This window comes from Corynebacterium sp. MSK012 (genome assembly GCF_030232435.1).
GTDB lineage: Bacteria > Actinomycetota > Actinomycetes > Mycobacteriales > Mycobacteriaceae > Corynebacterium > Corynebacterium jeikeium_D.
On sequence record NZ_JASPJU010000003.1, the window covers coordinates 15,358 to 27,435 of the forward strand.

9 protein-coding genes and 1 pseudogene are annotated in these 12,078 nt (G+C 56.5%); 8 read left to right on the plus strand and 2 right to left on the minus strand.

Features of this window, described 5'->3' with window-relative positions; genetic code table 11:
• Positions 1–351 precede the first annotated feature (351 nt).
• From glnA (QP977_RS02355) to QP977_RS02380, 6 genes are all read left to right on the plus strand, one after another.
• Complete coding sequence (glnA, locus tag QP977_RS02355) at positions 352–1,788, plus strand: type I glutamate--ammonia ligase (RefSeq protein ID WP_048732575.1); 1,437 nt, start codon at positions 352–354, stop codon at positions 1,786–1,788.
• Between the two features lie 963 nt (positions 1,789–2,751).
• On the plus strand, positions 2,752–3,924 hold the full coding sequence (locus tag QP977_RS02360; protein WP_049170206.1) for an ornithine cyclodeaminase family protein: 1,173 nt from the start codon (positions 2,752–2,754) through the stop codon (positions 3,922–3,924).
• 72 nt (positions 3,925–3,996) lie between these two features.
• Positions 3,997–5,454 (plus strand): type I glutamate--ammonia ligase, encoded by a 1,458-nt coding sequence (gene glnA, locus QP977_RS02365; protein WP_048732579.1) that lies wholly within the window; start codon positions 3,997–3,999, stop codon positions 5,452–5,454.
• Between the two features lie 162 nt (positions 5,455–5,616).
• Positions 5,617–5,811: a PspC domain-containing protein gene (locus QP977_RS02370; RefSeq protein WP_048732581.1), complete on the plus strand. Its 195-nt coding sequence runs from the start codon at positions 5,617–5,619 to the stop codon at positions 5,809–5,811.
• Positions 5,812–5,863: 52 nt separating this feature from the next.
• On the plus strand, positions 5,864–6,154 hold the full coding sequence (locus tag QP977_RS02375; RefSeq protein ID WP_070603031.1) for a PspC domain-containing protein: 291 nt from the start codon (positions 5,864–5,866) through the stop codon (positions 6,152–6,154).
• A gap of 309 nt (positions 6,155–6,463) precedes the next feature.
• A complete protein-coding gene (locus QP977_RS02380; RefSeq protein WP_070827458.1) occupies positions 6,464–7,123 on the plus strand; it encodes a hypothetical protein in 660 nt (219 codons plus the stop codon).
• Positions 7,124–7,206: 83 nt separating this feature from the next.
• On the opposite strand, the gene QP977_RS02385 is transcribed toward QP977_RS02380, so the two are convergent.
• The gene (locus tag QP977_RS02385) at positions 7,207–7,824 is read right to left on the minus strand and encodes a DNA-3-methyladenine glycosylase I (protein WP_070827460.1); all 618 of its coding nucleotides are present in this window, start codon (positions 7,822–7,824) and stop codon (positions 7,207–7,209) included.
• Between the two features lie 32 nt (positions 7,825–7,856).
• The gene (locus QP977_RS02390) at positions 7,857–8,795 is read right to left on the minus strand and encodes a 2-dehydropantoate 2-reductase (protein WP_284847108.1); all 939 of its coding nucleotides are present in this window, start codon (positions 8,793–8,795) and stop codon (positions 7,857–7,859) included.
• 261 nt (positions 8,796–9,056) lie between these two features.
• Here QP977_RS02390 and QP977_RS02395 point away from each other — a divergent pair, with 261 nt between their 5' ends.
• Complete coding sequence (locus QP977_RS02395; RefSeq protein ID WP_016423055.1) at positions 9,057–11,177, plus strand: glucose PTS transporter subunit IIA; 2,121 nt, start codon at positions 9,057–9,059, stop codon at positions 11,175–11,177.
• A 65-nt stretch (positions 11,178–11,242) separates the two neighbouring features.
• Positions 11,243–12,058: pseudogene (locus tag QP977_RS02400) on the plus strand (PRD domain-containing protein); the annotation flags it as partial.
• Positions 12,059–12,078: the final 20 nt, after the last annotated feature.

Below are 12,078 nucleotides of genomic sequence, written 5' to 3' on the forward strand. Positions count from 1 at the left end.
CATTCAGCGCGTGCGGGGGTAATCCGGGGGCGATGTTGCGTCGCCTTTTCCATTTTCTTATCAGCACGGGAGCTAAAGGCGCGTCGTAAAGCGTGTGTGACATGAATGCGCAGGGTATTGCCTTGTTTCCACAAATAGATAACCTGCTCCCTATTTGCGTAACCTGTTCCGTATTGGCGAATTTCTCACGCACCATGCCAGAAATTCGTGGTTCTAATTCCAGAATGAATGCGTGGTTCGTTAAGCTTGAAGGCGTCAACCGGCCAGTCCTTGACAGCGCGGCAGGTGCACGAAACATCGTGCAAGAATTCCCTACTGCGTACTAAACAAGGCCAACTAAGGAGACCGCACATGTCCTTCAAAACTCCCGAGGAAGTAGTCGCGTATATCAAGGAAGAGGGCGTCGAGTTCGTCGACGTCCGCTTCACGGATGTTCCCGGCATCGAGCAGCACTTCACCATCCCGGCATCCGCATTTGACGAGGACGCGATGGCCGAAGGCCTGGCATTCGACGGTTCCTCGATTCGTGGTTTCACTTCCATCGACGAGTCCGACATGGCACTGCTGCCCGACCTGAGCACCGCGCGCATTGACCCGTTCCGCAAGGCAAAGACCCTGAACGTCAAGTTCTTCGTCCACGATCCGTTTACCCTCGAGCCGTTCTCCCGCGACCCGCGTAACGTCGCGAAGAAGGCGGAGGAATACCTCATCTCTACCGGCATCGCCGACACCTGCTTCTTCGGCGCTGAGGCGGAGTTTTACATCTTCGACAACGTCAAGTTCGAGACCGACACCAACCGCGGCTTCTACGAAGTTGATTCCATCGAAGGCTGGTGGAACCGCGGCAAGGACCAGAACCCGGACGGCTCTGCAAACCTGGGTTACAAGACCCGTCTAAAGGGCGGCTACTTCCCTACCGCTCCGTACGACCACTACCAGGACCTGCGCGACAAGATGTGCCTGAAGCTCGCTGACGCCGGCTTCGACCTGGAGCGCGCCCACCACGAGGTCGGCACCGGTGGTCAGCAGGAGATCAACTACAAGTTCAACACGATGTTGCACGCTGCAGACGACCTGCAGACCTTCAAGTACATCATCAAGAACACCGCCTGGGAAGAGGGCAAGTCCGTCACCTTTATGCCGAAGCCGCTGGCTGGCGACAACGGCTCGGGCATGCACGCTCACCAGTCGCTGTGGAAGGACGGCAAGCCGCTGTTCCACGATGAGGCCGGTTACGCAGGTCTGTCGGACATCGCTCGCTGGTACATCGGCGGTATCCTTCACCACGCAGGTGCGGTACTGGCCTTCACCAACCCGACCCTGAACTCCTACCACCGCCTGGTCAAGGGCTTCGAGGCTCCGATCAACCTGGTCTACTCGCAGCGCAATCGCTCTGCCGCTGTTCGCATTCCGATCACCGGCTCCAACCCGAAGGCAAAGCGCATCGAGTTCCGCGCCCCGGACCCGTCGGGCAACCCGTACCTTGGCTTCGCTGCCATGATGATGGCCGGACTGGACGGCGTGAAGAACCGCATCGAGCCGCACGCTCCGGTCGACAAGGATCTCTACGAGCTCCCGCCGGAGGAAGCCGCCGACATCCCGCAGGCTCCGACCTCTCTCGAGGCCGCACTCGAGGCCCTGCGCAACGACCACGAGTTCCTGCTCGAGGGCGATGTCTTCACCGAGGACCTCATCCAGACCTACATCGACTACAAGTACGAAAACGAGATCGAACCGGTTCGCCTGCGCCCGACTCCGCAGGAATACGAAATGTACTACGACTGCTAAAGTTTTCGCTTCACGACGGCCACAGCAAGCACCCCCCATTGCTCCTCATGGCCGCCCAACGAGCTTGTTAGATGCCGCCTGACCACAGTTAATGTGGTCAGGCGGTTTTTCATTGCGGTCATGCTGGCTGCGGGCGCCTGGGCCCGCATACGCGCGCGTATGTGAGCACGAATTTGTGCGCGGTTCCGGGCCACTCCCCTGAACAGGGTCATACACCACCACAAAAGGGCCGCGACTCCTGCACGAGTAGAGTTGCACACTCTCCGCCCCAGTCTTATCGATGCAATATTCACTTGTCGATGCGCTATAGCGTGGCCATAAGTGAACAGCGCATCGACAAGTGACAGGGTGGGGAGGATACCGTGCGCATAAGTGCCGGACAGCCGTCGATAAGTGACGAAAAATCGTCGATAAGTGAAGGAAAATCATCGATAAGTGCCAGGAAATTGGCCATACGTGCGAGGGTGTCGCTAGGGACAACACGAGGGACGGATGCGAGGGACACCGCAAGGGGGGGGCGGACACCAAGAGCGGATGGGGCATGCTGCGAAGGTAGGACGCCAGGCAATCACGCCCGTTGAACCAGAAATGTGTCGCAACTTAATGACATGTGACAAAGTTCATAAACATTGATGCGTGGGAGGATAATTCACTCATCTGTAATCGTTCTCAAAAAGTATCAATTGTGCATGTCGAAGTAGTTATTACGGGCAACTTATTGACGGAAATTGGACTCTGTCGCTGTGACCGTCGTAAAGCGGGAATGTCGTGCTGAAAACTGCGTAAACGCCCCCCTACGCTGTGGTTTTTCCGTATGGTGGTACGACATACCCCTCGGAAATGGCGCCTCGAGAGCCCACGCCGAGGCGTTTTGATTGATTCTGGAGAGCATGCATCTGGAATAACTTAAGCCCAGCCGCCGCATAGGGTGGCCGATGAACATTAAGAAGGATTTGAGCATTCTTGACTAACGAAAACGCTGCCAACCCAGAAAACTCAACTCGCATTGATTTTCTCTACCTCAGCGAACCTGACATGGTTGAAGCTGGTGTCACGGATTTCGCCAAGTGTGTTGAGACCATGGAAGAAACCCTGATTCTGCTGGCCGACGGCGACTACCGGATGGCCGGCGCTTCCGCTAACTCCCACGGTGCCCAGATCAACTTCCCGGATAACCCAATCCATGAGGGTATGCCGGCAAATGGCCCTGACCGTCGTTTCATGGCAATGCCCGCTTACCTCGGTGGTCGCTTCAACGGCGCAGGTGTGAAGTGGTACGGCTCCAATGCCGATAACCGCCAGAACGACCTGCCACGTTCGATCCACCTGTTCATTCTCAACGATGCAATTACGGGTGCCCCGAAGGCTGTCATGTCGGCAAACCTCCTGTCGGCCTACCGCACTGGCGCTGTTCCGGGTGTCGGCGTCAAGCACCTGGCCGTCGAAGACGCCGAGGTCGTTGGCATCATTGGCCCGGGTGTTATGAGCCGCACCATTCTCGGCTCCGCTATGTCGCAGCGTCCGAGCATTAAGAAGGTTAAGGTCAAGGGCCGCTCCCAGGCTTCGACCCAGAAGGCTGTGGATTGGATTAAGAACGAGTTCCCGCAGCTGGAAGAGGTCCGTATCGTCGAGACCGAAGAAGAGGCCATCCGCGACTCCGACATCCTCATCGCCGGCACCTCGACTTCCTCCGATGGCCCGTCCGGTTTCCCGTACTTCAAGAAGGAGTATCTGAAGCCCGGCGCGCTGCTGCTCATGCCAGCCGCTGCACGCCTCGACGACGACTTCGTGCGTTCCGACGACTGCAACCTCGTCGTTGACTACACCGGCCTGTACGAAGAGTGGTTCAACGAGAACGGCCCAGACGTGACCTATGAGCGCTTGCTCGGTATTCCGGGTAACCGCTGGTGGGACATGAAGGAAGAGGGCACCCTTCCCGCCGAGAAGCTTGTCAACATTGGTGATATCGCTTCCGGTAAGGCCCCGGGTCGCCAGAACGACGAGGAAATCTTCTGCTACTCCATCGGAGGCATGCCAGTCGAGGACGTCGCCTGGGCCACCGATGTCTACGACAACGCCCTGGCAAAGGGCATCGGCACCAAGCTGAACCTGTGGGATGTTCCGCTGCTGAAGTAGTAGTGACCAGCAAGTTCGATAACACGATTAGTAAGCTCAACAAGCTAGACGCGAAGTAGGCGAGTTTTACCAATGGGTAAGTTCAAACCCAGCAGTGACCAGACAACTCCGGAAGGAATCCAACGATACATCCGGGACAATGACATTCGCTGGGTAGACGTCCAGTTCACCGACGTTCCCGGCATCGAACAGCACCTAACCGTTCCGGTATCCGAGTTTGATGAGGACTCAGCCTATGAGGGCCTCGCCTTCGACGGATCGTCCATTGCGGGTTACACCTCGGTGGATAACTCCGACATGATGCTGCTGCCCGACCTGGACACGGCTTTCATCGACCCGTTCCGTAAGTCGAAGACGCTGAACATGAAGTTCTTCGTCCATGACCCGCACACCCGCGAGCCGTTTAGTCGCGACCCGCGCAATATTGCCCGTAAGGCCGAGAACTACCTGAACGAACTGGGCTTCGCCGATACCTGTAATTTTGGCGCTGAGGCAGAGTTCTACATCTTCGACTCCGTCCGCTACGACTCCAGTTCAAACAAGTCATTCCACGAGGTGGACTCGGTTGAGGGCTGGTGGAACTCCGGTGTGAAGGTAAACCCGGACGGATCGCGCAACCTCGGCCACAAGGTGCGCACCAAAGGCGGCTACTTCCCTACTGCTCCGTATGACCACATGCAGGATCTTCGTGACGAAATCGGCGAGCACCTGCAGGATGTTGGCTTCCATGTTGAGCGCTCCCACCACGAGATGGGCTCCGGCGGTCAGCAGGAGATTAACTATCGTTTCAATACCCTGCTGCACGCCGCCGATGACATGCAGACTTTCAAGTACGTGGTGAAGAACACCGCCAAGTTCAACCAGAAGTCCGCTACCTTCATGCCGAAGCCGTTGGCCGGCGATGGCGGCTCTGGTATGCACATCCACCAGTCACTGTGGAAGGATGGCAAGCCACTATTCCACGATGAAAACGGTTACGGCGGCCTGTCCGACATGGCGCGCTACTACATTGGCGGCATCTTGAAGCACGCCGGTGCAGTCCTGGCTTTCACCAACCCGACAATGAACAGCTACCACCGCCTGGTTCCGGGATTCGAGGCTCCCGTCAACTTGGTCTACAGCCAGGAGAACCGCTCGGCCGCCATCCGAATCCCGATTACCGGCGCAAACCCGAAGGCCAAGCGCATCGAGTTCCGCGCTCCGGACCCGTCGGGCAACCCGTACTTGGCTTTCACCGCCGCAATGATGGCTGGTCTCGACGGCATCAAGAACCGCATCGAGCCTGGCAAGCCGATTGACAAGGATCTCTACGAGCTGCCACCAGAGGAACTCAAGGACGTCCCCACCGTCCCGCATTCGCTGGAGGGTGCGCTGAAGGCGCTGGAAGAGGACCACGAGTTCCTGCTTGCCGGCGATGTCTTCACACAGGATCTCATCGACGCGCATATCCGCTACAAGTTCGAGCAGGAGATTATGCCGGCACGTCTGCGCCCGACGACGCAGGAGTTCGAGCTCTACTACGACTGCTAGCATTCGCCCCGTAAAGCTCGCTTGACGACGCCCACACCGCTACCCCACCTAACCGTATTGGGGTAGCGGTGTTTTTAGCTGGGACACGCTGTTTTTAGTCGGCACATTTAGTAGAGCTAGCACCACTGCGAACTAAACGGATTGGGGCTACCCTTGATTGTTATGAACAACAAGTCACTGACCCGTTCCACCAATAACAAAATGGTTGCCGGTGTGCTCGGTGGGTTCGCTGAGTATTTCAACTGGGATGCGACTTTGCTGCGCGTTATATTTGTCGCGTCTTTCCTGATGCCTGGTCCGCAGTTTCTTCTCTATCTCGCAGCATGGATCATCATGCCGAAGGAAACTTACGTATAAGCGCGATCTACCGAAATATACTTAAATAGCCATACCTTGGAGTATTTATCTAATGAGCGACGCCGCTCCCGAAAAATCCACCAAGAAGATTTACCGCTCGCGTAATGACCGCCTCCTCGGTGGCGTCCTTGCAGGAATCGCGGAAAGCCAAGGCTGGGATATCACTTTCACACGAATGGTCTACATCATCCTTCCCTGCGTTGGATCGATGATTGGCTGGAAGATTGGCGCTGGATTCCTAGCTCTTTACCTCTTAGCCTGGTTCGTCCTGCCAGATGGCGAGTACACGCTTGACGACGATGCCCGCGGCTCCAACCACGCAGAGAAAGAAAATAAGCAATAAACGTCAAGCTTAATAAGATTGATACCTTTCCGTTACTCGCAACGCCCTCACCAGCACTATTCCAATTTCGCAATCACGCAAATTCGGTAACAAATAGAGCATAGAGTGCACAGACTCGCGCCATTTGACTTGCACAGGCCCCAGAATTACCTAGTGTTCTTTCTGTACGGCTTTGAAGCCACACCATCTTCGAATGTCCGATATTCAAAAGAATTGTCAATTTCTCTTTGAATTTAATTCGGACAAATAGTGGAAGATGCCAATAATTGAATAGGTAACTTAGTTAGCTCTCAAGAAAGTGGTTTTGAAATGCAGAACAAGAAGATGACCCGTATCGCTACCGCAATCGTTGGCTCCGCCGCCCTACTCGGCGGCCTGGCTGCATGTTCTTCCGATGATGCACAGGATGCTGCTAACAACGCCAAGGATCAGGCTGGCCAGGTAGCAACCGACGCCACTGATAAGGCTGGCGACGCTATGGACGGCGCTAAGGACAAGGCCGGCGGCGCAGCTGATGGCGCTAAGGACAAGGCTGGCGAGGCTGCTGATGGCGCTAAGGACAAGGCCGGCGAGGCTATGAACGGTCTGGGTCTGGGCGACGCTGCTGGCGAGGATGTGGCAGAGGCTGACCTGCCTGAGTCCATCACCGAGGCAGCTTCTTCCTTCACCTCCCCGTACGATGCTGAGGCTGGCGAGTTCAAGTCCGCTAAGAAGGTCGGCGACGCAGTTGCCGCTGAATACGAGAACGTCACCTTCGTTGAGTCCCCGGAGACCAACGGTGCACAGCCGCTGATCGGTAAGATTCGCGAGACCTGGGTTGCCAACGGTGCACTGGAAAACGAGATTGGTCTGCCGACCGCACCGGAGTCGGAGATTGAAAACGGCTGGGAGCAGCCGTTCACTAAGGACACCATGAAGTGGACCTCTGAGGACGGCCAGAACTACTCCGACTCCTACGAGAACAAGTAGTTCTACACGAACCGAAAGATTTTGAGCGTGCCGGGTGGCACGCTCTTTTTCTTTCCCCCTAGCTAGTTAAATCCCCCTTTCCCCTAGCCAAAAACGCCAGAGGCACCGCGCCGATGTGCGCCAACAATGTTGATATCGACAATCCCCACGGCAGCCATTGATGCAAAGACCGTGGTGGGGCCTACGAACTTAAAACCAGCTTTCTTCAATGCCTTGGCAAGCGCCTTGGACTCCTCGGAGAAGCTGGGCACCTCTTCGATTGAACGTGGCTCGGGAGACTTCTCCGGTTTAAACGACCACATCAACTCGGCTAAGCCGCCGTTTTCACGCAAGGCAATAGTCGCGGCGGCGTTATTGATTACCGCGGTAATCTTCCTGTGATTCCGAATGATTCGTTCATCATTCATCAATCTTTCGACATCTTCGTCATCGAAATCAGCAACCGCATCGGGGTCGAAGTTCGCGAAGGCTTCCTGAAACGCGGGCCGCTTCTTCAGCACTGTCTCCCACGACAACCCCGCCTGAAATACCTCCAGGCTGAGCCGTTCGAATAGTCCTTGCTCATCGCGCACCGGCATCCCCCACTCGGTGTCGTAGTACTCTCTCAGCAGCTCACTGTGAGCAGCCCATGCCGGTCGAGCCAATCCATCCTCACCGATGATGAGCCCATTGTTTTCCGTGTAGTCCGATCCAATTTTCATCAGTCTTTCCAATCCCCCAATTCCGGTTTGACTTAGCTGAGCACCGCAGCTCTTAATTCATATGCTTGTGTTGACGCCCAACCAGAGCGCCATACACCAGATCCAGCGTCGGCGTTTCCACTTTCGCCTTCTGCCCCCATCCGGCGGATCGCGCCAATCTGGGCATCGAGCTCATTGGTAAGTCCCGCGGTGTAGTCGCGCTGCATCGACGAGGTGTTGTCGTACCCTTGATCATCAGTAAAGGCCAAGGTCCGCGACACGATGTCCTCTGGCAGCGCAACGCCGCAGGCTCGACCGACTGCCTCGGTTTCTTCAAACATCCGCGTCAAGCTGTCGCGCATTTCCGAACGCAAGTAACCAATCGGACTATCAGCCAGGGCACCTAGGGCACCGAGGTTAGCCACGAACATCGCTTTTGCCCAGATATCGACCCAGATATCCGGGAGCTGTTCGCCACCGAGCCCAGCCATGTGCAATGCCTCGATAACTGCCCCGACCAGGTCATTAGTGGAGTCATCGAATGTGCCGATGTTCAGGCTCATCGGTCCTGGTCGGAAGGTGACTTCTGCCGGGCCAGTGTGGATAAAGAAACCGCGGATAACACCCGGGAACACCTTGTCTTCACCGAACCGCCCCGCTGCCAAATAAGGGATTTCCACCGAGTTATGGGTGGTCACCACTGCTGCACCAGCCGGAACTTGCGGGAAAGGATCGTTGCCCGGCAGCGCCTTGGTTGCCGCAATCACAACATCGACGTCGACGCCATCGGCAGTGAGTTCACCCCAATTGTCGGCTGCTTTGACGGGGATAATGCTGCGTTCCCCGTGCTCGTCGATAAGCGTGAGCCCCACCTCACGAAGACGTGTCAGGGTCTCGCCGCGGGCGAGAAAGACGACATCATAACCCGCTTGCACGAGGCGACCGCCAAACCAGCCGCCGACAGCTCCTACACCTAAAACTCCAATCCTCATAGCTGCCACCTTACGACTTCCGCACTGAGCGCGAAATAGGTTGCATGCGGTTGTCCACAGACAATCCAGGCTATCCCCAAATGTGAAATTTGAGCTTGAATTACTACCTTGTCAAAACTATGTAAAGCGGAGTAGGGTCGAAGTTAATAGATATCAACCCAGGGTTGTTACTCTTTTGAGGCAAGACCTGAGGCCCACAGTTTGTGGTGCCTCGGGTCTTTTTGCGTTTAACGGCCCTGCTTACTGTGAAGGAAGGTCACGATGGGGTCGTCAAAAGATTCCAGCGCGAGGGCAATAGTTGAAAACCTCGGTGGACCCGGAAACATCACAAGCATGACGCACTGTGCGACGCGTCTGCGTTTTGAACTCGGTGATGTCTCCAAGATTAACGAGGACAAGATTGACAAGGTGCCGGGCGTACTCGGTGTCGTTCACCAGGGCGATAACCGCTACCAGGTCATCTGTGGCGGTGGCGTCGAATCGATGTACACGGCAATTAAGCATCTACCGGAAATGAAGGGTGCCGGCGCAGTCGCCACTAAGTCCGACGCAGACGTTAAGGCAGAAGCTCGCTCGAAGGCACGCGGCAAGTACTCCTGGCTGGACAATTTCTTCGAGTACCTCTCGGATTCCTTCCGCCCAATCCTGGGCGTGCTGTTGGGTGCATCGCTGATTATCGCGATTGCGGCTGTACTCGACGGCCTGAACATCGTCGACTTCCGCGCTGAGGATAAGTCCGCCACCTGGATTTTCGTCGATGCCATGTGGCGCAGCGTCTTCTACTTCCTGCCAATCATGGTCGCCTACAACGCAGCGAAGAAGCTGCGGGTAGATCCATGGCTGGGCGCAGCCATCATGGCTGCCCTAATGACGCCGGAGTTTATGAGTCTGCAGGATACCGATCGCTTCTCGGACACCATCAAGACAGTCAACGAGGAACTCGGTACCGAAACTTTCACCGCCAACATCTTCGGCCTGCCAATGCAGCTCAATGACTACGGCGGACAGGTCTTTGTACCGCTGATCATGGTCGCCATCCTGGCAGTGGTCTACCACGGTTTGAAGAAGATCTTCCCGGAGAATGTGCAGATGGTCTTCGTGCCGTTTATCTCCATGCTGATCATGATTCCGCTAACGGCCTTCCTCATCGGCCCGCTGGGCATCTGGCTTGGTAACGGCATCGGCTCCGGCCTGGCATGGATGAACTCGAACGCACCGTTTGTGTTCGCAATTCTCATCCCGATGCTCTACCCGTTCCTCGTACCGCTTGGCCTGCACTGGCCACTGAATGCGCTGATGCTGGTCAATATCCAGACTCTCGGCTACGACTTCATCCAAGGCCCGATGGGTGCCTGGAACTTCGCCTGCTTCGGAGCAACTGCCGGTGTGCTGGTTCTTTCCATGCGCGACCACGACACTCAGATGCGCCAAACTGCAACGGGTGCACTCGCTGCCGGTCTCTTCGGTGGTATCTCCGAGCCGTCCCTCTACGGTATTCACCTGCGCTTCAAGCGGATTTACCCGCGCATGCTGCTCGGCTGTTTCGCCGGCGGTCTGACTATCGCCATCCTGTCGGCTCCGTTCGGTGGTGTGACAACCAACGCCTTCGTCTTCACCTCCCTCATCACCACTGTCGTGTTCAAACCGATGTGGGTCTACCTGATTTCCGTCGCCGTGGCATTCTTCGTCGCCATGTTCGCCATCATTCTCACCGACTACCGCACGCCGGAAGAGAAGGCTGAGGCCGAGGCCGCACGCGCCGCAGAGCTTGACGACGAACCCAGCGACGCCACCCCACACGCTGCCACCAGTGGCTCCGATTCGGCTCCAGCTGAGGCTTCCGGTGACGCTGGTACCAACGCCGAGGCTGCCGCACCGGCTGCTGCGGCAGCTGGCGCCGGTGGTGTCGCAACTGCCGTTGATACCAAGCCTGTACAGGTGCAGGCCCCGGTTGCCGGTGAGGTTGTCAGCCTTGCCGAGGCCGGCGACGCGGTCTTTGCCTCCGGTGCTCTCGGTGACGGTGTCGGTATCAAGCCAACCAGTTCTACCGTGGTCGCACCCGTATCGGGCACGTTGATGACTGTGGCAAAGACCGGTCACGCCTTCGGTATTAAGACCGATGACGGTGTAGAGGTACTCGTCCACGTCGGTATCGACACAGTCAAGATGGCCGGTGAAGGCTTCGATGTCCAGGTTTCCAAGAAGCAGCACGTCGAGGCCGGCGATGTACTTGCCGAGGTCGATTTCGACAAGGTCAAGGAAGCTGGTTACCCAACCACGACACTGATGACCATCACCAATACCAAGAAGCTAACCAAGGTTTCCCCGGTCACCGGCATCTCTGTCCAAGCCGGCGACATGGTCATCGAAGTTCAGCCATAATTGATTTCTAGAAGGCATACCGGCCTGAAATCCCTCAACTTATGGAGGAGTTCACGGTTACCGACATGGAAATCCTGAGAGTATTCAATAACAACGTGGTCCTGGCCAAGGACGCGACCGGTGAAAAAATCATCACCGGCCGCGGCATTGGGTTCAAGGCTCGCCCGGGACAGCCGGTTGATTCGAGCAAAGTAGTCCGAATCTTCGTCCCGGCAGAAGGCCGCGATCCGGACCATATTGCCACGATGCTCACAGAAATTCCGCTGGCTCACATGACTCTTGTGACCGATGCGGTAACCGCAGCCGGCCTGCCGGAATCGATGACGAAGAACGCTTCCCTCCTTGTGGCGTTGGCCGATCACATTGGTTTCGCCATCATGAGGGCAGCTAACGGGCAGCGAGCAGAGTACCCGCTGCTCGCGGAGGTCAGCCAACTTTATAGTGAAGAATACGCGCAGGCGCAGGCGATTTTGTCGCATATCAATCGCGCCCTCAATGACCGTCGTATAGCGCCATTGCCCCGCTCAGAAGCGGTGGCGATTACGTTACACCTGGTCAATGCTGGTTTTTCTACGGGTGATTTGAGCTTCACCTACACCATGACGGGCGTCCTGCAGCAGCTGCTCACAATCATTGAAAGTGATTTTGGCATCACGCTGGAGCCAGAGACTGTCAATGTGGGGCGCTTCATCACACACCTGCGCTACCTGTTCGTCCGGATTGCCAAGCATGAGCAGTTGAAAGATCACTCCTCCGCTATTGGCCAGGCCATCCGTGACTCCGCCCCAGAGGCGTTTCGCTGCGCACAGCGTATCTCCGCAGTCATTGAACTGCGTCTGGGGTCGGGGTTGACGGAAGACGAAGTTTCCTACCTCACCCTGCACATTGCACGCATTGTGCA

Coding starts and splice junctions, on each gene's coding strand:
- glnA (WP_048732575.1), top strand. CDS start 352: ATGTCCTTCAAAACTCCCGAGGAAGTAGTCGCGTATATCAAGGAAGAG.
- glnA (WP_048732579.1), top strand. CDS start 3,997: ATGGGTAAGTTCAAACCCAGCAGTGACCAGACAACTCCGGAAGGAATC.
- QP977_RS02370 (WP_048732581.1), top strand. CDS start 5,617: ATGAACAACAAGTCACTGACCCGTTCCACCAATAACAAAATGGTTGCC.
- QP977_RS02375 (WP_070603031.1), top strand. CDS start 5,864: ATGAGCGACGCCGCTCCCGAAAAATCCACCAAGAAGATTTACCGCTCG.
- QP977_RS02380 (WP_070827458.1), top strand. CDS start 6,464: ATGCAGAACAAGAAGATGACCCGTATCGCTACCGCAATCGTTGGCTCC.
- QP977_RS02385 (WP_070827460.1), bottom strand. CDS start 7,824: ATGAAAATTGGATCGGACTACACGGAAAACAATGGGCTCATCATCGGT.
- QP977_RS02390 (WP_284847108.1), bottom strand. CDS start 8,795: ATGAGGATTGGAGTTTTAGGTGTAGGAGCTGTCGGCGGCTGGTTTGGC.
- QP977_RS02395 (WP_016423055.1), top strand. CDS start 9,057: ATGGGGTCGTCAAAAGATTCCAGCGCGAGGGCAATAGTTGAAAACCTC.